The organism is Planctomycetota bacterium, assembly GCA_021414025.1.
Lineage (GTDB): Bacteria > Planctomycetota > Phycisphaerae > Phycisphaerales > SM1A02 > SYAC01.
Map to the genome: position 1 here is coordinate 202,133 of JAIOPG010000008.1, position 20,722 is coordinate 222,854.

General features: G+C 62.4%; 18 protein-coding genes. 1 reads left to right on the top strand and 17 read right to left on the bottom strand.

What is annotated here, in order from left to right:
• Position 1 precedes the first annotated feature (1 nt).
• The 15 genes from K8R92_11935 to K8R92_12005 all read right to left on the bottom strand — a co-directional run bounded on the left by K8R92_11935 (position 2) and on the right by K8R92_12005 (position 18,976).
• Positions 2–1,900: an ABC transporter ATP-binding protein/permease gene (locus K8R92_11935; protein MCE9620600.1), complete on the bottom strand. Its 1,899-nt coding sequence runs from the start codon at positions 1,898–1,900 to the stop codon at positions 2–4.
• Positions 1,897–3,738, bottom strand: coding sequence for an ABC transporter ATP-binding protein/permease (locus tag K8R92_11940; GenBank protein ID MCE9620601.1), 1,842 nt, complete (start codon positions 3,736–3,738; stop codon positions 1,897–1,899). Before K8R92_11940 ends, K8R92_11935 begins: the two co-directional genes overlap by 4 nt.
• A gap of 50 nt (positions 3,739–3,788) precedes the next feature.
• A complete protein-coding gene (locus K8R92_11945; GenBank protein MCE9620602.1) occupies positions 3,789–4,565 on the bottom strand; it encodes a hypothetical protein in 777 nt (258 codons plus the stop codon).
• 130 nt (positions 4,566–4,695) lie between these two features.
• Positions 4,696–5,547: a hypothetical protein gene (locus K8R92_11950; protein ID MCE9620603.1), complete on the bottom strand. Its 852-nt coding sequence runs from the start codon at positions 5,545–5,547 to the stop codon at positions 4,696–4,698.
• 61 nt (positions 5,548–5,608) lie between these two features.
• Positions 5,609–6,487, bottom strand: a complete 879-nt coding sequence (locus K8R92_11955) for a hypothetical protein (protein MCE9620604.1) — start codon at positions 6,485–6,487, stop codon at positions 5,609–5,611.
• Between the two features lie 61 nt (positions 6,488–6,548).
• Positions 6,549–7,265, bottom strand: coding sequence for a hypothetical protein (locus K8R92_11960; protein ID MCE9620605.1), 717 nt, complete (start codon positions 7,263–7,265; stop codon positions 6,549–6,551).
• A gap of 256 nt (positions 7,266–7,521) precedes the next feature.
• Entirely contained in the window at positions 7,522–8,403 is an 882-nt protein-coding gene (locus K8R92_11965) for a hypothetical protein (GenBank protein ID MCE9620606.1), read from the bottom strand.
• Positions 8,404–8,464: 61 nt separating this feature from the next.
• Entirely contained in the window at positions 8,465–9,343 is an 879-nt protein-coding gene (locus K8R92_11970; GenBank protein ID MCE9620607.1) for a hypothetical protein, read from the bottom strand.
• A 57-nt stretch (positions 9,344–9,400) separates the two neighbouring features.
• Positions 9,401–10,159: a hypothetical protein gene (locus tag K8R92_11975; protein ID MCE9620608.1), complete on the bottom strand. Its 759-nt coding sequence runs from the start codon at positions 10,157–10,159 to the stop codon at positions 9,401–9,403.
• A 195-nt stretch (positions 10,160–10,354) separates the two neighbouring features.
• Positions 10,355–11,254: a hypothetical protein gene (locus K8R92_11980; protein MCE9620609.1), complete on the bottom strand. Its 900-nt coding sequence runs from the start codon at positions 11,252–11,254 to the stop codon at positions 10,355–10,357.
• Positions 11,255–11,471: 217 nt separating this feature from the next.
• Positions 11,472–12,377 carry a hypothetical protein gene (locus tag K8R92_11985; GenBank protein MCE9620610.1) on the bottom strand — a complete coding sequence of 302 codons (906 nt, stop codon included), beginning with the start codon at positions 12,375–12,377 and terminating at the stop codon, positions 11,472–11,474.
• Positions 12,378–12,586: 209 nt separating this feature from the next.
• Entirely contained in the window at positions 12,587–13,537 is a 951-nt protein-coding gene (locus K8R92_11990; GenBank protein MCE9620611.1) for a hypothetical protein, read from the bottom strand.
• A 4-nt stretch (positions 13,538–13,541) separates the two neighbouring features.
• On the bottom strand, positions 13,542–16,823 hold the full coding sequence (locus tag K8R92_11995) for a DUF2339 domain-containing protein (protein ID MCE9620612.1): 3,282 nt from the start codon (positions 16,821–16,823) through the stop codon (positions 13,542–13,544).
• Positions 16,820–18,109: an ABC transporter permease gene (locus tag K8R92_12000; GenBank protein ID MCE9620613.1), complete on the bottom strand. Its 1,290-nt coding sequence runs from the start codon at positions 18,107–18,109 to the stop codon at positions 16,820–16,822. Before K8R92_12000 ends, K8R92_11995 begins: the two co-directional genes overlap by 4 nt.
• A gap of 12 nt (positions 18,110–18,121) precedes the next feature.
• On the bottom strand, positions 18,122–18,976 hold the full coding sequence (locus tag K8R92_12005) for an ABC transporter ATP-binding protein (GenBank protein MCE9620614.1): 855 nt from the start codon (positions 18,974–18,976) through the stop codon (positions 18,122–18,124).
• Between the two features lie 53 nt (positions 18,977–19,029).
• Here K8R92_12005 and K8R92_12010 point away from each other — a divergent pair, with 53 nt between their 5' ends.
• Positions 19,030–19,539 (top strand): SRPBCC family protein, encoded by a 510-nt coding sequence (locus K8R92_12010; protein MCE9620615.1) that lies wholly within the window; start codon positions 19,030–19,032, stop codon positions 19,537–19,539.
• 4 nt (positions 19,540–19,543) lie between these two features.
• Here the strand turns inward: K8R92_12010 and K8R92_12015 are convergent, their stop codons facing one another.
• Both K8R92_12015 and K8R92_12020 read right to left on the bottom strand, forming a co-directional pair.
• Complete coding sequence (locus tag K8R92_12015) at positions 19,544–19,912, bottom strand: VOC family protein (GenBank protein ID MCE9620616.1); 369 nt, start codon at positions 19,910–19,912, stop codon at positions 19,544–19,546.
• 43 nt (positions 19,913–19,955) lie between these two features.
• The gene (locus K8R92_12020; protein ID MCE9620617.1) at positions 19,956–20,579 is read right to left on the bottom strand and encodes an aquaporin; all 624 of its coding nucleotides are present in this window, start codon (positions 20,577–20,579) and stop codon (positions 19,956–19,958) included.
• Positions 20,580–20,722 lie beyond the last annotated feature (143 nt).

A 20,722-nucleotide genomic window follows, 5' to 3' on the forward strand; every position in this document is an offset into this window, starting at 1 on the left:
ATCACGGCGCGGCGGGAGGCATTTCCGCGGGCTCCTCGGGCGCCGCCGCCCCCAGCAGCGTGCGCTCGCGGTTCTCCACGAATTGCTGCAGATAGAGCGTGCGATAGCGGCCATGCGCCCGCATGAGCTCCGCGTGCGTGCCGCTCTCCACGATCTCCCCCTGGTCCACCATCAGGATCTTGCTGGCATGGCGGATGGTGGAGAGGCGGTGCGCGATGATGAAGCTGATGCGCTCCGCGAGCACGCGCTCCACGGCGCGCTGGATCTGCCGCTCGGTCTCGCTGTCCACGCTGCTGGTGGCCTCGTCGAGCACGAAGACATCGGGATCCTTCAGGAAGGCGCGGGCCAGGCTCAGCAACTGCCGCTGCCCCAGGCTCAGGCGTTCGCCCCCCTCGCCCACCACGCAGTTCCACGTGTCCTCGAGCCGCCTGACGAAATCATCGGCGCCGACGGCGCGGGCCGCGGCCATCACCTGCTCGTCGGTCGCTTCCAATTTCCCGTAGCGGATGTTCTCCATCACGCTGACATTGCGAAGCCAGGGGCTCTGCTGCACCACGCCCAGGCGCCCCTGGTGCCAGCTCAGGGCGCGCTCGCGCATGTCCACGCCGTCCAGCAGAATGCGCCCGCTGGTCGGCTCGTAGAAGCGCCCGGCCAGGTTGACGATCGTGGTCTTGCCGGCGCCGGTGGCGCCGACCAGCGCGATCGACTCGCCGGCGCGGACCTCCAGCGAGAAGTCCTTGAGCACCGGCTCGCCCACCACGTAGCCGAAGCTGACATGGTCGAAAGTGATGCAGCGGATGCGCGGCGGCCCGCCGTCATTGGCCTCGCCCGGCTTGGGTCCGCCCGCCGCCCGCAACGCGTCCACCTTGGCGCGCACCTGCGGCGAATCCTGGATCTCGGGCACGGTGTCGATGAGCGACTGCACGCGCTCCGCCGCGGCCTGGGCGCCGAGCAGATCGACCACGCGCTGGCTGGCGTCGATCATCGGCCAGGTGAAGAGCAGCGCGTACTGCATGAAGGCGATGAGCTCGCCGGGCGACATCCGCCCCGCCTCGACGCGCAGACCGCCGCGCCACAGGGCGATGGCCACGCCCAGGAAACTCATCGACATCACCACCGGCACGAAGACGCTGCTCTGCACGCCGTTGCGGAAACTGTGCTCCTCCATCTCGGCGGCCAGCGCGCTGAACTCGCGGTCGCTCTCCGCCTCGCGGGCCAGGCTCTTGGTGGTGCGCACGCCGGCGATCGCCTCGTTGAAGGAGGCGGTGATGCGCGAGTTGGTGCGCCGCACCAGGCGCGAACTGTGCAGCAGCCGCTTCTGAAAGACCGCGGCCGCGATGGCCAGCAGCGGCAGCAGGCCCATCATCCAGAGCGCCACCCGCCAGTCCAGCGCCAGCATGAAGGCCGCGCTGCCCACCACGCTGGTCGTCGCCCAGAAGACGTCGAGCATCACCCAGGGCACGATGCCGCTCACCTTGGAGCAGTCGCTGGTGAGCCGCGAGACCAGCCAGCCGGTGGGGCGCCGGTCGAACCAGCTGAAGGGAAGCTGCTGCAGGCGCTCGAAGGCCTCCTCGCGCAGGTCGAAGGCCAGGCCCGCGCTCAATCGTCCCGCCGCCGAGATGAAGATCCACACCGTCGCGCCGAATGCGAAGCCCATGCCCGCCCAGTAGACGACCATCCACCAGAAGTGATCGGTGGTGCCACGCGTGATGGCTTCGTCGAAGAGCCAGGCGTTGAGCGTGGGGCGGAAGCTCTCGATCAGCGCGATCACGACGCCGGAGACCACCATGATGATGGCGGCGCCGCGGCGGCGGATGGCGATGGAGAAGATGCGCCGCCACAATCCAATGGCGATGCCTTTGGGCGGCGGCGCGTCGAGTTCGTCCTGCATCGCGTTCATGGCGCGGGCTCCTCCGCTTCGAGTTCCGCCTGGATGTCCCACAATCGTCGGTAGAGGCCGGGCCGCGCGATCAATTCCTCGTGCGTTCCCTGGTCAGTGACCCGCCCGCGCTCCAACACCACGATGCGATCGGCCTCGGCCAGCGTGCTCAGCCGGTGGGCGATGACCACCGTGGGAAGTCCCTTGCGATTGCGCATCGCGTCCAGGATCCGCTGCTCGGTCTCGCCGTCGACGGCGCTCAGCGCGTCGTCCAGGATCATCAGGTCCGCGTCGCGCACCAGCGCGCGGGCGATCGCCAGGCGCTGCCGCTGCCCGCCGCTGAGGGTGATGCCGCGCTCGCCGATGACGGTGTCGTAGCCCTTCTGGAAGCGCTCCACGCTGGAGTGGATGGCCGCGTCCTCGGCGGCGCTGACCACGCCCTCGTGGGTGAGGTCGGCGCGGGCCAGCCGCACGTTGTCGCGCACGCTGCGGCTGTAGATGAAGGGCGGCTGCAGCACGCTGGCGGTGCGGGCGCGGATCAGGCGCCGATCGAGCGTGTCCAGCGGCGTGCCCCCTTTGGTGATGCGGCCGGAGGTCGGCTCGTAGAAGCGCTGCAGCAGCGATGCGATCGTGCTCTTGCCGCTGCCCGAGGGACCCATCAACGCCACGGTCTCGTTCGGCCCGACGGTGAAGCTCACCTTGTCCAGCACCTGCGCACCGCCCAGGTAGCTGAAGCTCACATCGTGGAACTCCACCGCGCCGGCGGGCAGTCGCTCGGTGGCCATCGGCTCGCCGGGCCGCGCCTCTTCCACCTTGGTGTCCAGCACTTCGTGCAGCCGCTCCAGCGCCACCAGCGCCTTGCCCAGATCGGCCAGCATGCGCCCCAGCATGCGGATGGGCCAGATGTACATGTTGGTGGCGAAGAGGAAGAAGAAATATTCGCCGGCGCCCAGCGTGCCGTGGGCCACGCGCCACAATCCCGCGACCAGCACCAGCAGCATCTGGGCCAGGCATGTCACGTCGCTGAGGCTCCAGAAGCGCGAGAAGGCGTCAAAGAGCGCGATGTCCGCGTCGCGGTGCTCCTGGTTGCGCTTGCGGAACTCCTCGCGCTCGAAACGCTGCCGCCCGAAGGCCCGCACCACGCGGATGCCGGTGATGTTCTCCTGCGCCCGCGCGGTCAGGCGACCCTCGGCCTCGTCCTTGTGGCGGAAGCGCCGGCTCACCACGCGGAAATAAAGCACCGCGAAGGTCACGATGGGGATCACCAGCGCCAGGCTCACCATCGCCATGCTGACATCGATGGCCAGCATCAGCGGCACCGCAAGCAGCACCAGCAGAATGGAACGACCCATTTCGGCGATCTGGTTGGAGAGCAGGTTCTGCACGGTGTCCACGTCGCTGGTGCAGCGCTGCAGCAGGTCGCCGCTTTCGGTCTTGTCAAAGTAGGGAACGGGCAGGCGGATCAGGTGCGAATGCACCCGCTCGCGCAGGCGGCGGGCGCTGGCTTGGCTGGCCCGCGCCGTCATGCGGCCGCGCACCACGCTGAGCACCGCGGCGCAGAGCGCGGCGGCGGCGATGACCACGCCCGCGACCCAGAGGTGCGCGTGCAGAAAGTCGACGCCGCCCAGCAGCTCGGTCACCTTGCGGCTCAAGGGCGGTGCACCGCGCGGGCTTTGGCCGAAGACCACATCCATCACGCTTTGGGGAACCAGCGGCACCACATATTGCAGCGCGGCGACCAGGCCCTGCACCACGATGGCCGCGGCGTAGAGCGGCCGATCCCGGCCGAGGACCGTCCAGAGGTCGGCGAGTCGGCGGATGGATGGAGCGGGTTTGGGCTGGGCGGGCTGCTTCGTCACGGATTTGGCGATCGTAGCAAAGCCGCCCTGCCAACATCACGTGCCGTCCGTCAGTCCGGGCCCCAATAATCCAAGCATGCATCACATGTAGCGCAGCAATCGCCAAAATCAAGCAGCAAAAGCCCAAGGTCGCCCCCGTCGATCTCGCCGTCCCCATTCAGATCCGACTGCGGGGAGTACCCGCCATAATCCAGAAGCAGCAAGCCGACATCGGCGCCGTCGATATGCAGGTCACCATCCAGATCGGAGGCGCAGGAGTGCAGGACGCAGGACTGCAGCCTCTCCTGCTGCACCACCATCGGCCCGGTGTAGGGACCGAAGATTTCACCGCCGGCGAAATCGGGATTGGTTCCGATGAACCAGCCGGGCAGCGCCGGAGTTTGGCCGTTGGTCACCACGAACTGGGCGCCGGGCGGAGGAGGCGGCGCGACGATGCCATCGCCCAAATTCACCGAGCAGCACAAGGCCCTTTCCTGCAGCGGATCCACCAGCATCGCGGTGGAGCCGATGATGCTCACATCGCCGCCGTTCTTCCATTCGCCTTCGCCGACGCCCACTCCCTTGAAGGAAAGAAAGTACTTCTTGACCTTCTTCGAGGTCACATAGACGCGGCTCTCGCCCTCCTTGATCACATCGTCGTCGGCGGAACCGGCGGCGTCCGTGCCGGGCTTCAGGATGATCTCCTGCGTGCCGTCCTCGGCCCAGACGATCAGGTCTGAAATTTTTGTGTCCCATGGAAATGTGTTTTTCACCGTGACCACGTCGGCCCGTGCGCTCGATGCCAACGCCAAAAGAATTCCCGCCCCCATGATGGAATAGTTTTTCATCGGAACTCCTTGTTGTGATCGGAATCGAAATTCAGATGCCCGGGCGAGTGTCCGTGAGTTCCATCCGAAGATGGCGATTCCAAAGGGCAATGCTAGCGAATGGGCCGAGTGCGAACAAGGATGTTCGGATTCATCGGCGTCGACGCAACACGAGACCGGCAAGACCCATCAAAGCCGCGGCGCCTGGAACCGGAACCACATCCTGCGATCCCGCCGAGAAAGTCCAGGCCGCCTGTCCCGAATCCACGCCATCGAACGAGGAATTAAAGGTCCACACCTTGCCATTGGTGGTGAATTGAGTTTGAGCGTCGCTCTTCAAGTTGGCGGCGGCCAGAACATAGAGGGTGGTTCCGCCGGTTTGTGCGGTGGACTTGCCCACAATATTGAGCCACACCGTCATCGTCGGCAGGCCGCCACTGGCGGCAATGTCCGTGGTCTTCAGGCTGAAGCGGCCGAGCATGATCATGTGGTCGGAATAGGCCGTGGTGTTGGTTTCAAAGCCCGGATCCAGCGGGTCACTCTGGGCGACGCCCGCCCCGCCGCCAGTACCGATGATGGACCCGACATTGGAGTTTGGATTCGCGAAGCTGGGATCGGCGATGATGGAGCCCGAAGCGCCGAGTCCCTGACCGCGGCAGCCGATCGTGACGAAAGAATCCCAGGTGCTGTTGCCCGCAACGGAGCCCGGGAGCCAACTGGTGTTGCTGTGTTGGAAGGCCAGCCCACGGCTGTTGACCAGCTTCGAGTGCTTATCGACGCCAAAAGTGGAGGAACCGGTCGTGCTTTCTCCGCCAAAATTCACCACACGCTCGCCGTTGGTGCCCGTGCCAACGCTCGAGTTGTATTTGATAAAGACATCCATGACTGAATACTCGACGCCTGCAGAGGTGACGATGTAGTTGTGCGCGTAGAGCCCCTGCATGCCCGAGACCGAGGCGCTGGCGGCTCCGGCGAAGGAGAGTGCGAGCAGTGTGGAAACCATGTGGCCTGAAGTATTCATGATGGGTGATTCCTTGGGAAAAGGGGAGTGAGGGAGAGTGGTGTCAGTTTGAGTTTCGATGTGCGTTTCGTCGACGCGGCAGGAGTCCGGCAAGTCCGATCAGGGCCGCGGCGCCTGGAACCGGAACGGCATCCGCTCCACTCGCAAATGTCCAGGCCTCCTGGCCGGAATTCACGCCGTCGAAGGATGAAGTGAAGACCCAGGTTTTTCCGTTCGTGGTGTACATGGTCTGGGCGTCGCTTTTCAGGACCGGCCCCGCCAGCGTGTACAAGGTGGTTCCGCCCGTCTGCGCAGTGGACTTCCCGACAAATATCCCTGCGATGTCCAACTTCGCCGGGCCGCCGGCGGCGACAATGTCGCTCACCTTCAGGCTGAAGCGGCCGATCATGATCATGTGGTCGGCGGCGCCCGTGGTGTTGGTTTCAAAGGCCGGGTTCAGCGGGTCACCCTGGGCCCAGCCCGGTCCGCCAACGGTTCCCTGGATCGATCCCACAAGATGTTCGGGATTCACAAAGGTGGGATCCACATAGACACCGGCCGAAGCGCCCGCGCCCTGCGTGCGCGAGCCGATGGTGACGAAAGAATCCCACGTGTTGTTGCCCGTGCCGAACTTCGCATTCGCTCCGGGAAGCCAGCTGCCGTTGCTGTGCTGGAAGGCCAGTCCGAGGCTGTTGACCACGTGGGAGTGCTTGTCAACACCGAAGGTGGCGGAATCGGTCCCTTGCGATCCGCCGAAAACCACCACGCGTTCGCCGTTGGAACCCGTGCCCACGCTCGAATTGTATTTGATGAAGACGTCCATCACGGAGTAGTCAATGCCGGCGTCGCTGACGATGTGGTTGTGCGCGTACAGGCCTTGCACGCCGGAGACCGAGGCGCCGGCGACTCCTGCGAACGAGATCGCGAGCAGTGTGGAAACCATGTGGCCTGAAGTATTCATGATGGGTGATTCCTTGGGACAAAGGGAGTGAGCGAGAGTGATGTCAGTTTGAGTTTCGATGTGCGTTTCGTCGACGCGGCAGGAGTCCGGCAAGTCCGATCAGGGCCGCGGCGCCTGGAACCGGAACGGCATCCGCTCCACTCGCAAATGTCCAGGCCACCTGGCCGGAATTCACGCCGTCGAAGGATGAAGTGAAGTTCCAGGTCTTTCCGCTTGTGGTGTACATGGTCTGGGCATCACTCTTTACATTGGCGCTTGCAATGGTGTACAGGGTGGTTCCGCCGGTTTGCGCGGTTGACTTGCCAACAAAATCGCACCACATGGTCATTGAGGCGGTGCCGCCATTCGCGAGTATGTCGCTGACTTTCAGCGAGAAGCGTCCAAACATGATCATGTGGTCTGCATGGGCAGAGGTGTTGGTTTCAAATGCGGGATCGAGGGGATTTTCCTGCCGTACACCGGCACCGACGTAGCCCGAACTGTTCGAACCCCCAATGATTGATCCGACATCGGAATTTGGATTCATGAATTCAAGATTGCCGTGCACACCCCCGGAATTGCCCGCTCCCTGCGTGCGGGCGCCGACCGTAAGAAACGAATCCCAGGTGTTGTTCCCAGTGCCGCCGTGGGCGCCGGCACCGGGAAGCCAACTGATGTTGCTGTGTTGAAATGGGAGACCAAGATTGTTTTCATATTTCGATATTTTATTGACGCCATAAGTGGCGGAATCGGTGGTGGACTGCCCGAAGAAATTCACCACGCGTTCGCCATTGGAGCCGGTCCCGACATTGGAATTGAACTTGAGAAAGACATCCATGACGGAGTAGTCGATGCCGCCGTCGCTAACGATGTAGTTGTGCGCGTACAGGCCTTGCACGCCGGAGACCGAGGCGCCGGCGACTCCTGCGAACGAGATCGCGAGAAGCGTGGAAGCGATTTGATTTGTGGGTTTCATGATTCAGGGATTTCGTTTCTGTGATTTGATGGGATGAAGGGAAGAGATGGATTTCGCCGACTCAGCTTCGTCGACGCGTCCTGAGTCCGGCGAGTCCAAGCAGCAAGCCCGCGCCCGGGGCCGGCACAGCAAAGGTCCAGGCCTCTTGGCCGGAGGTCGTCCCATCGAACGACGAGTCAAATATCCATGTCTTGCTGTTCGTGGTGTACTTGGTCTGGGCATCGCTCTTCAGGTTGGCGCTGGAAATGACGTACAGGGTGGTTCCACCGGTCTGCGCGGTTGACTTGCCCGTGATATCGCACCACACAGTCATTTGGGGGACACCACCATTGGCAACTATGTCACTGACCTTGAGCGTAAATCGCCCCATCATAATCATGTGGTCGGGCTGAGCAGAGGTATTCGTTTCAAAGCCGGGATCGAGCGGGTTCAGCTCACCGACTCCAGCTCCGACATATTTGGAACTGCTGTTGTATCCGCCAATGATGGAGCCGACATTGGAATTGGGATTCATGAAATAGGGATCTGCGTATGAACCCGCGGAATTTCCCGCTCCTTGAGTCCGTGCACCCATGGTGACAAACGAATCCCATGTGTTGTTGCCTGTGCCTCCATTTGCACCCGCGGCGGGAAGCCAACTGATGTTGCTGTGTTGGAATGCAAGACCAAGGCTGTTTACATACTTTGATGTCTTATCAACTCCATAGGTTGAGGCGTCGGTCGTGGCTTGGCCGTAGAAACCAACCAGACGCTCTCCGTTCGCGCCGACGCCGACATTGGAGTTGAATTTCAGGAAGACATCCATGACCGAGTAGTAAGTGCCCGAATCATTGACGATGTAATTGTGGGCGTACAGACCCTGGGCTCCCGAGACCGAAGCGCTCGCGGCGCCGGCGAAGGAGAGGGTGAAAAGCGTGGAAGCGATTTGATTGGTGTGTTTCATGATTCAGGGATTTCGTTTCTGTGATTTGATGGGATGAAGGGAAGAGATGGATTTCGCCGACTCAGCTTCGTCGACGCGTCCTGAGTCCGGCGAGTCCAAGAAGCAACCACGCACCCGGAGCGGGAACCGCGAAGGTCCAAGCCTCTTGCCCGGACGTGGTGCCGTCGAAGGACGAATCAAAGATCCAGGTCTTCGCGTTTGTGAGGTACTTGGTCTGGGCATCGCTCTTCACATTGGCGCTGAACAAGTTGTACAGCGTCGTGCCGCCGGTTTGTGCAGATGACTTTCCCACGAAGTCACACCACACCACCATCTTCGGGGCCCCGCCACTGGCGACAATGTCGCTGGCCTTGAGCGAGAAACGACCAAGCATGATCATGTGGTCGGCATAGGCGGACGTGTTGGTTTCAAAACCGGAATCAAGTGGATTGTCCTGATTCCAACCCGCGCCCGTGTAATCCGCGCCAATGGACCCGCCAATGATCGAGCCGACATTTGAATTCGGGTTCAAGAATTGAGGTTGTGGATGGATGTTGGAGGTGTTTCCAGCGCCCTGCGTGCGTGCGCCGACGGTGACGAAGGAGTCCCACGTGTTGTTGCCGGTGCCGCCGTTGGCGCCGGCGGCGGGCAGCCAGCTGACGTTGTTGTGCTGAAAGGCGAGGCCTAGATTGTTTTCAAACTTGGAAGTCTTGTTGACGCCAAACGTTGAGGTATCGGTGGTGAACTGACCGAAGAAATTCACGATGCGCTCGCCGTTCGTGCCGGATCCGACATTGGAGTTGTACTTGATGAAGACATCCATCACGGAGTAGTAGGTGCCCGCGTCGTTGACGATGTAATTGTGGGCGTACAAGCCTTGGGCTCCCGAGACGGAGGCGCTGGCGGCACCGGTGAACGAGATCGCGAGCAGTGTGGAAACCAAGTGGTTTGATTTATTCATGATGTGGGAACCTAGGGAAGCAGGGAGAAAGGGAGGGGGAAAGCGTGAAGGGTGATTTCACCTGGCGTTTCGAAATGAATTCCGTCGACGCAGCATGAGTCCGGAGAGTCCAAGAAGCAGCGTCGCGCCCGGTGCGGGAACCGCGAAGGTCCAGGCCTCTTGGCCCGATGTGGCTCCATCAAATGACGAATTGAAGGTCCAAGTCCTGGTGCCATCCGTGTACATGGTTTGGGCATTGCTTTTCAAATTGGCGCCGCCAAGGGTGTACAGAGTGGTTCCGCCAGTTTGGGCAGTTGATCGGCCCACGAAATCCAGCCACACGATCATTTTGGGGATTCCGCTGGCAACAATGTCCGTCGTCTTCAGGCTAAAGCGGCCGATCATGATCATGTGATCGGGGTACGCCGAGGTGTTTGTTTCAAACGAGGGATCGCTCGGATTGTCCTGATTGACGCCGGCCCCCGTGTATGCCCCACCCGGCAATGAGCCGCCAATGATCGAGCCGACATCCGAATTTGGATTTAGGAACTGGAGATTGGCGTGCACACCTGCGGTGTTGCCCTCTCCTTGGGTGCGGGATCCCACCGTTAGGAATGAATCCCAGGTGTTGTTGCCGGTGCCGCCATTGGCGCCTGCGGCCGGAAGCCAGCTGATGTTGTTGTGCTGGAATGCCAGGCCGATTGAGTTCTCGAACTTCGAGATCTTGGTCACGCCGAAAGTCGAGGTGCCGGTCGCGTTTTGCCCGAAGTAATTCACGACCCGCTCGGCGTTTATTCCAGTGCCGACATTGGAATTGAATTTGAAGAAGACATCCATGACCGAGTATTGGACGCCCGCGTCTGTGATGAGATAGTTGTGCGCGTGCAAGCCTTGCAACCCCGAGACGGAGGCGCTGGCGGCGCCGGTGAACGAGATCGCGAGCAGTGTGGAAACCAAGTGGTTTGATTTATTCATGATGTGGGAACCTAGGGAAGCAGGGAGAAAGGGAAGGGGAAAGCGTGAAGGGTGATTTCACCTGGCGTTTCGAAATGAATTCCGTCGACGCAACAGGAGTCCGGAGAGTCCAAGAAGCAGCGACGCGCCCGGAGCGGGAACCGCGAAGGTCCAGGCCTCTTGGCCGGACGTCGTGCCGTCGAAAGACGAAGTAAAGTTCCAGATCTTTGCGCTTGTGGTGCATTTGGTCTGCGCATCGCTCTTCACATTGGCGCTGAACAAGTTGTACAGCGTCGTGCCGCCGGTTTGCGCGGTGGACTTGCCGTTGAAGTCGCACCAAACAACCATCTTCGGGGTTCCGCCATTGGCCACAATATCGCTGGCCTTAAGCGAGAAGCGACCCAGCATGATCATGTGGTCGGGATTCGACGAGGTGTTGGTCTCGAATGCCGGATCCAGCGGATTACCTTGGACAAAGCCGGCGCCAATGTAATGACCATTCGTGTTCGATGCGCCCATGATGGAGCCGACATTGGAATTCGGATTCAAGAAGAAGGGATCCGCAAACACACCAGCGGTGTTGCCCGCCCCCTGGGTTCGGGCACCAACCGTGACGAACGAATCCCAGGTATTGTTGCCCGTGCCACCGTTGGCGCCGGAACCGGGAAGCCAACTGATGTTGCTGTGTTGAAACGGGAGACCAAGGTTGTTTTCAAACTTCGATATTTTATTGACGCCAAAGGTTGCGGCATCGGTGGTGGCCTGGCCAAAGAAATTCACAATGCGTTCGCCATTCGAGCCGGTGCCGACATTGGAGTTGTACTTGACGAACACATCAATGACGGAGTAGGAGTTACCCGCGTCATTGACGATGTAATTGCGTCCGTACAAGCCTTGGACGCCCGACACCGAAGCGCTCGCTGCGCCGGCGAAGGAGAGCGTCAGCAGCGTTGACGCGATGAGGCAAGGGTGACTCATTGGCAAAACCTCGGACTATGAAATATGGAAGAGGGAACGAAAGGGAAGCGAACGAAAGGGGAACCACGGAAGGCCGCCTGGGAGGACCGCCAACCTCCATTCGCGGGCATGGATTATTGGATCCAGCAAATTATGAAAGGGAGTGTGATTTTCCGATTTTCGTCAATCATCGCCCCGGCGATGACGTTTCTGATTCAAAATCCCATCAAATCAGGATTCAACCGCCAAAGTGACGGCGCCGTCGCAACCCAAGTCCGGCAAGTCCGAGCAAGGTCGCAACGCCGGGACCCGGAATATCCACTTTCGCTCCCGCGAAAGTCCATGCCTCCTGCCCCTCATTCACGCCATCGAAAGAGGAGTCAAAGGTCCAAACGTTGCCGCTGGTTGTATACATGGTTTGAGCGTCGCTTCTTACGTTGGCAGACAGCAGGCTGTACAGAGTCGTCCCGCCGGTTTGAGAAGTCGATTTACCCACGAAGTCGCACCACACCACCATCTTGGGCGCACCTCCGCTGGAAATAATGTCACTGATCTTAAGTGTGAAGCGGCCCATCATGATCATGTGATCTGAATAGGCCGATGTGTTGGTGGCAAAATCGGGATCGTGGTGCCCATCACCCGCAAATCCGGCACCGACATACCTTGGGCCCGAAGAGCCGCCCAGGATGGATCCGACATTGGATTGAGGATTCAAAAAATAGGGATCCGCGATGATGTGATCAGCGTAACCCGCGCCCTGGGTGCGGCAGCCGACGGTGACGAAGGAATCCCAGGTGTTGTTACCCGTGCCGCCGTTGGTTGCCGAGCCCGGAAGCCAGCTCAAATTACTGTGTTGAAACGCGATTCCGAGTGTGTTTTCAAATTTTGAAGTCTTGTTGACCCCATAGGTCGAGGTGTCGGTGGTGGCTTGTCCAAAGAAATTTACAACTCGTTCGCCATTGTTGCCTGTTCCAACATTGGAGTTGAATTTCAAGAAGATGTCCATGACGGAGTAGCTGACTCCTGTGTCCTGGACGATGTAGTTGCGTGCGTAGAGTCCTTGGACGCCCGAGTCAGAGGCGCCAGCCGCGCCTGCGAAGGAAATCGCGAGAAGGGCTGAAGTCATGGAACCGAAGTTTTTCATAGGAAAGATCCTTTGGGTCAAGCAAGACGGAATAGAAACAAACCCGATCCCTCCACGAACGAATTTGAACGACGACCCATCAACATTCGCGTCGATTGGTTATTGGATCCGTCCGAATTTGAATTCGCGGATATTTCTTGCAATCACGTTGCGGAAGGATGCCGGCTTCCTCCCCCGGGAAAGCGAATGTCACACGTGCAAGGTTCGATTCACTTGCGAAGTGCGGACAAAATGCCCAGTGCCGTCGCGGCCACGATCAGGCCCCAGGCGAAGGCCCGCATCGACCGCCATCGCGACTTCAAGATGGAACCGATGGTCCACCCCGCGGCAGTCAGAGCGACGCCGGTCCACACGTCGACCGGCTTCTGATCGTTCGCGTAGCGCGGCGTGCCCAGCTCCCACACGCCGATGACGGGGCCGCGGAAGTTGGCCGCGATTTGAAGCGCGACGATCGCGAGGCCGATGCCTGCGATCATCCCGAGCACGAACCACATGAGACCGAGTCCGATGGACGCGGCCGACGCGTTCGTCCCCTCGTTTCCCGCGCCGGATGCCGCGCCGCTCGCGGCCAGCCTGCTCCGCTTGCGCCACATGAAGACCCCATGCACGACTCCCGCGACTCCGGCTCCCGCAAGGGTTCCCAGGATGACTTCGGTGCCGGCTCCAAAGCCCGCCGTGACCGCGATGAGCACCGCGATGCCAAGCCATGCGATCACCTGCCAGAGCGCCGCGGCCCAGGCGATCGTGAGAATGAGATCCGGGTGCCTGGTTCGCCGGATCCAATTCCAGACTGTGAAAGCGATGCCCAGCCCGATCACGCCGAACGACCAGCGAAAGGCCAGTGCGCCCAAGTCCAATTCGATGTTGGCCCGTTGCTCGACGGGTTGCCAGGGCCAGCGCACCGGGGCTTTCATGCCTTCGGCGTATGGAACGGGAGGATTCCAAATGGGCGACTTCGTGCGAACCGAATCTCCATCCCCTTCTTTCAATTCGAAGGTGCCGCCGTCATACCAGCGGGTGGGATTGTCGGGAGTGTCCGGGTTGTAAAAGCGCCCGGTCCATGTTGGAAAGATCGCTCCGTAGACCAGCCAGATCGTCAGCAGGCAGAGATAGAGGTTTCGGCGGATGAGTGTCTTGCGATCGGTGGAGGACTGGGTCACAGGTTCAGGGACTCGGGTCCTGCTCGTCGCGCGTGCCGAACATGCGCGGCGCGACTTTGGCGTAGACCACCGACACGCCGATGAAGAGCAGGCCGACCACGACGAAGATCAGCGCCCGCCACACCAGATCGACATTCTTCATGTCAAAGACCAGGGCCTTGAAGAAGGTGATGCCCAGAAGCCCGAGGCCCGCGTACCGGGCCGTCGAGGCGCGGCGCGTGAAACCGATCAGCACCAGCGCGACGCCGTAGAGACCCCAGTAGACGCTCAGGCCCGTCTGCACGCCGCTCCAATCGGGAGTGAACCAGCGGTTGATCTCGAAGCTTCCCAGGACCAGACCGATCAGGGCGATGATGCCCAAATTGACATGAATCGCCCGCTTGATTTCCCCCCTGCGGAGTTCGCCGGAAGGACGGGCTTCGTTGCGCAGGATTCCGATGGCGGCGACCAGCAGCGCCGCCACCAGCGCGCCGACGGCGAATTGAAGGTTGAGCACCACCCGCACCGGGGCGATCTCACGCTCCATGCGGAAGACAATGGTGTCGAAGGTCAGCCACGCCAGGCCGGTGGCCAGCAGCAGCAGCCAGCCCGAGGTGAGCAGCCCGTTCATGCGGCGCAGCTTTCCCACCACCATCATCGTCAGGCCGCCGACTGCCCACAGCGCAGTCCACAGCAATCCTCGCAACTGCACCGGCGGCCACGCCGCAAGAAAGTGGGGCCAGGGTTCGCTCACGCGGCAGAGTGCGCGGTCGACTTCAAAAGACGCACCCCACAGCACCACAAGGCACGAAGCGATCGGCACCAGCACTTCGGTGCGCTGCAGCGGCAGTTGGAAAAACGATTCGTCCGCGCTGAGCGGCGCGTCGCCCGCCGCGTCCGCGCGCGTCAGGCTCACCAGCACGATCGCGCACACTGCCAGCGCGATGCCCACCAACATCTGCACATTGGCCAGCGGCAGGGATCCGATCACCGCGTTGGAATCGCCCAGCAGCCAGAACTGCAGCGTGTCGACGAAGATCCACTTGATGGCGCAGAGGCAGAGCATCAGCCAGGCGAAGACCATCAGGATCGCCGGGGCGGAACCCGCCGCAGAGGAGTGCGTTCGCCGCACGGAGCGGATCATCAGCCCCAGGCCCAGCGCTCCGAAGGACCACAGCAATGTCAGCAGAAGCTGCCGCATGTGCGACACCGCGCCCCACGTTCCGGGGGAGCCGACGACTCGGCGCACCACGGCGCGATCGATCTCAAAGCTCATCGCCACCAGGGCGAAGAGGACGCCGACCACCAGAATCCACTGCCAGAGGTTGCGGCCGGGATCCATCGAGAGCGGGCCGGCCGTGGAACTCTTGCGCTGCGGACTCCGCAGGATCCGGTAGGCCCACCAGCCGGTCGCGGCAATCGCCACGGCCATTCCCATCTGCCAGTTCACAATCGGAAGCGCGTCGGACGCGGACCACGAGGGGTTCATGCGCGACCCCAGGGCGTCGACGATCAGCCAGCGGGCCGCCGTAAGGGTCAGCGTCAGCAGCGCGATCTCGAAATACTTCTGCCGGCGACCCCACGACTCCAGGGCCATCAGGAACACCACGCCAAAGAGCCAGCCGCCGGTCAGGGTCAGGTTCGTGCAGCAGGCCGCCATCAGAGCCAGCCATTGAATGTTTCCCAGCGCCGCCAGTGTCACCGGACCACGCGGCGATGCCGGCTCGATTCGGAAGCGAATGCGCTGCGCCGCAAGATGGGTCACCATGAGCGCGTCGAGGGCCAGAATCGACCATCGATTGATGTGGAAGTCGCCCATGGTCCAGATCTCGGCGCGCATGATGGGCGGCAACAAGTCGAGGAACCACACACGAGTCAGAGCCAGCGCGCCGACCACCAGTCCGTAACTCGTCACTCCCTTGGAGGGCAGTCGCCGCCCGAGCTCGACGGCGGCCAGCGCGATCGCCAGCCAGCCGATCGACTGGCCGAAGCCCTCGAACTGCAAGCCGACCGCCGTGCCCAGCAGGACGCCGAATTGCAGCCACAGCGCCACCGCAAGCTTGTCCATCGGAGTGATGGGTCGGTTGCGCAGGGCGTCAAGCCTGGGGCCGAATTGCAGCGCGATCACGGCGCTCAAGAGGCCGACCGCGAACGTGAAAGCACCCAGCCACTGCCCACCGGTTGCAGTGGCGCTGCGGAGAAGCCAGCAGACGCCGGTGACATAGAGCGTGGTGATCGTCAACACGGTGGCGACATTGCCCTGCGCCGACTGACGGCGCAGCGCGGCGTAGACGCTTTCCAGCAGCGTCATCCCCCACCACATGCTCATGAACACGATGGCCAGCACCGTCTGCGAGGAGTTCCCCAGCAACCACATCAGCGCCAGCACCGTGTGCGCCACCAACGCCACATAGCGCAGCCGGCGGAAACTCCGCGGCACCAGCGCCGAAAGCCCCAGCGAAATGCCCAGCAGCATCGTCAGATAGCCCAGCAGCACCAGGTCGTTCCCGCTCTGGCCGCGCAGCAGCAGCGGAGTCAGATAGCCGCCGACGATCGACAGCACGCCGATGCTCAGGAAGCGCGTGCGGTAGGTGATGGCGAGTCCGATGACGGCCACCACGGCCATCAGCACGAAGGCCCCCTGCACTTCCAGCAGGTCGAAGAAGCGGAAAGTGGCGAACGCATCCAGATAGAGCGTGCCCAGTGCGGCGCCGAAGAGGCCGGCCGAAGCGGCGCGGCCGATGCGCCGCAGGGCGATTTCTCCGCCGACCATCATGGCGACGCCGGCCAGGGCGATGCCGATGCAGCGCGCCGAAGGCGGAAGACTTCCCCACCAGCCGCGCTGCACGCCGACCGCGATCGCGAAGGCCGCGCCCAGTAGCACGGCAATCGCGCCGACCCACGCCATGGCCTTGCCGCCGATCATCAATTCCAGCGATGACGACCGGGCCGGCCGCTCCATCACGGCGTCGCTGGGCGAGAGTTTCGGCAAGGTGCGGATGGCGTCGGATGTGTCCGGAACGCGTGCGGCGACCGCCGGCGCTGCATGGACCACGGGCTCAATGACGGGTGTCGGCGTCGGCGCCGCATGTGGCGCCGGGGGCGGAGAAGGTGACGTTTCTTTCAACCGTTCGGCGATACTTGTCCAAGTGTGCGCGACCGGTGGAGTGACCGGCTCCGCGGGCAGCCCGATGGGATGGGATGGCTGCGCTTGCGACAAGCTGTAGAGGCGAAGCATGCGCTCGACCTTGGCCAGCCTTTCGGCAAGCCGCTCCACTTCGCGCTTGAGATCTTCCGGTTCGCTCACGCGTCCCCCCGCTTCACCGAAATCCATCCCGCGATGGCGCCGGCCAACGCCAGCCCCAGCAGCACGCCGACCGGCAGCGCCATGTCGGTCACGGTGAAGCCGCGCCAGATCGCCCCCTCGACGGCCTTGATCGCCCACTTGAAGGGCGAGACCGAGCTGATCATCTGCATGACCGGCGGCATGAAGAAGAGCGGGATCGAGCCGCCGCCGATCAGGGCCAGCACCAGCACGATGGCGCGCCCGGCGCCATGCGCGGCGGCCTCGGTGCGGAACATGCCGCTGATCAACATCATCACGCCGGCGCCGGCGGCGCTGGAGGCGGCGATCGCGAGCGCGAGCATCGGCAGGTTGCCCAGGTTGACGCCAAAGAAGAGCCTCGCCACCAGCATGAGCAGCACGATGCCGATGGCGCAGGCGATGAAGCAGCCCAGCGCCTTGCCGCAGAGGATCTGGCCGCGCGAAATCGGCGCCACCGAAAGCCGCAACAGCGTGCCGCGGGCCCGCTCGGTGGCGATGCCGGCGCTGAAGGCGGCGATGCATGACATCAGCACCCACGCGATGCCCTGCGGAAAGGTGACCGCGTAGGTGCTCGGCGGGCCGTCCTTGTTCGATTCAAGCTCGACGAGCGTGATCTTCGCGGGCGACCAGCCGCCGCCCCCGCCCAGCGGTCCGCCCCCCGACGCCTTGTCGCCGGCTCCGCTGCCGGCGGAGATCTTTTCGACGGTCGAGAACAATCCCCTGAACAGCGACTTCTCGCCGCCGCTCATGGTGGTCGACGCGTCGATGCCGGCGCGCGACTTGTCGAGCATGCGCTTCAACTGATCGGGATTGCCCATGGCGCCGCTGAGCTGCTTGAACGCCATCTCATTCAACTTGCCCACCAGCAGGCCCGACTCGGCCTTGCGCGACGGATCCACGATCGCGTCGATCTTGATTCCGCCTCCTGCGAACACATTGTCCGAGTTCTCCTGGTAATCCTTCGGCAGCACGATGCAGGCCAGCGCGTCGCCTCGCTTCACCAGCTTTTCACCCTCGGCGCGGGTCGGCACCGTGTGGGCGCTGAGGATCGAATCGTCGTCGAGGTCCTTGATGAATTTCGCCGAGGCTTCCGAGTGAGACTCGTCCAGCACCACCAGGTCGAGCGGGCGCTGCCCGGCCTCGCCGCCGAAGAGCATGCCGAAGAAGACCGCGATCAGGATGGGAAAGACAAAGGTGAAGAAGGCGTTGGCCTTGTCGCGCATGAGCAGCTTGAGGTCGTTCAGGGCGATGGTGAGGATGGGGCGCATGGATTCGCGGGATCAGTCCCGCAGGCTCCTTCCGGTCAGGGAGAGGAAGACCGACTCGAGGGTGGGTCGCTCCACGCGCACTCCGCTCACGTCGCCGCGGGCCAGAGCCGAGGAGATTTCCCGCAGCGGATCCTTGGTGAGGACGCGCTCCTCGGCGGCTTCGCCATTGCCGTTGGAGCGCTCGACCACCACGGCGCTGTCGCCTCCGTGGCGCGAGACCAGCTCCGCCACCGTGCCGACATCGAGCAGCTTTCCATTGTCGATCACGCCGACGCGGTCGCAGAGCTTCTGCGCCTCCTCCATGTAGTGGGTGGTGTAGACGATGGTGCAGCCGCCCTTGGCCAGAGTGCGCACCAGGTCCAGAATGCTGTTGCGCGACTGCGGATCGACGCCGGCCGTGGGCTCGTCCAGCAGCAGCAGCGGCGGCTTGTGCAGGAGCGCCACCGCCAGGTTGAGCCGGCGCTGCATGCCGCCGGAGTATCCGCTGACATGGTCCTTCGCACGGGCCGAGAGCCCAACCAGCTCGAGCACTTCGGCAACGCGGGACTTCGCATCGGCCAATCCGTAGAGCCTCGCGAAGAAGAGCAGATTCTCGTTCGCCGAGAGGTTGCCGTAGAGCGCGATCGCCTGCGGCGCCAGGCCAAGTTTGCGGCGCACCTCGGGATCCATCGGCGAGCCGGCGCCGACGAGCTCGACCGTGCCGGAGTCGGGCCGCAGCAATCCCATCGCCATGCTGATCGTGGTGCTCTTGCCCGCGCCATTGGGACCGAGCAACCCGAAGACCTCGCCGGTGCGGATCTCCAGCGAAAGTCCGTCGACCGCCCGGACGCTGCCGAAGGATTTTCGAAGATCAGTGAGCCGGAGCATGCGCGGCGATGCTACCAGTACAATTTCCACACCACGGAGCCATGGAGATGCGCATGATCCTCTATATCGTCCTCGCAATCTTTGGCCTCATCGTTCTGCTCATCGGCGCCCTGGGCATCATCGGCTCCTTCCTGCCCGCAACGCACACCGCCACCATGAGCGTCACCGTGGCCATGCCGCGCGAGAAAGTCTGGGCGCTGCTGGACGATGTCTCCGCTTTCCCGACCTGGCTTCCCGGCATCGACAAGATCGAGATGCTGCCCGACCACGACGGCCACCGCGTCTTCCGCCAGCAGCAGGGCCGCAATTCCTTCGTGCTCGAGGAGACGGTCAAGACGCCGCCGAGCCTCGTCACCCGCACCATCGCCGACGACAACGGCATGTTTAGCGGCAGGTGGGAGCACCGCTTCGAGGATGCGGGTTCGGGCGGAACCAGGATCACCGTGACTGAAACCGGCACCGTCAACAGCGCCATCCCCCGCGCCATCATGCGGCTCTTCACGGGCTACGACTTCTACCTGACCAAATTCGGCGAGGCCCTCAAAGTCAAGTGCGGCGCCTGAATACTTACGCCATCGAGTGAAGCGCCACTCGGTTGCCTTCGCTGTCCTCGAACAAGCCCATGTAACCGTATTCGGGGCTGATCTGGAGCTTGGCCCGCAAAATCTTGCCGCCGAATTTCTCGACCCGATTCAGAACCGCGTTGAGATCGGGACCGGCGTCGAAGTACACCATCGTCCCCTTGTGGCTCGGTTCGTAGGTGGCCTGCTTGATGAGTGCGCCATGCATCTGAGCCCCGTCGGTAAAGGCGGCCATCTGAAAGTCGGGTCCCACCTGCAAGACGCGCAGCTTGGTTTCGAAAATTCCCTCGTAGAATTTCTGCGCCCGCGCGAAATCAGCCGTCGGAATTTCAAACCATGCAATTTTGCCGGCCATGTTTGCTCCTTGAAATGTCGAACTGCAAAGTGAACGGAGAAATTTATTCGTCCGGATTGACTGCCTTGTAGGCCAGCGCAGCGCAGGCACCGCCCGCGAAGCATCCGACCAGGTAGACCCAGAAGTTGGCGGCTGCCGTCAATCCCATCACGGTGATGCCGGTCGCGACCGCCGGGTTGTACGCACCACCCGAAACCGCGCCGCCTGCGAACGCCCCCACCACGACGGTGAAGCCGATCGCCAGTCCGAAGTAGGAATTGCCCGCGGACTTCTTGGAGGTCGCGGTGTTGAGCACGACATACACCAGGGCGAAGGTAAAGATGAACTCGTTCAACAGGGCCTTGGGCACATCCAGGGTCATCGCGGTATTCGCCGGATTGCCCTTGAAATAGGCGACGGCCCAGGCGGCCACGAAAGCGGCTGCACATTGGGCGACCCAATAGGGAATCACATCCTTCGACGCGCATTTGCCGCGCATCCAGACGCCGAGCGTGACCGCGGGGTTGTAGTGCCCGCCGGAGATCGCACCGCCGGCGTAGACCATCACCATGAGCGTGGCGCCGATCGCGATCGGCGCGAACTTGGTCGACCCGGGATCCATCACGGTCAGACCCACGACCAGGACCAGGAAGAATGTGCCGATGAACTCCACGATGTAATTTTTCATGCTTGACCTTTGAAGAGGTGGTTGAGAAGCACTGGATTGAGCGAGCTCAATTCGGGAATCCATTCCCGTTTTTATCCTACTGGATTTTTTCGGGATGCGCTTCGGCGAAACGCGCCGTTGTGGTGCGGGATGCGAATCGATTC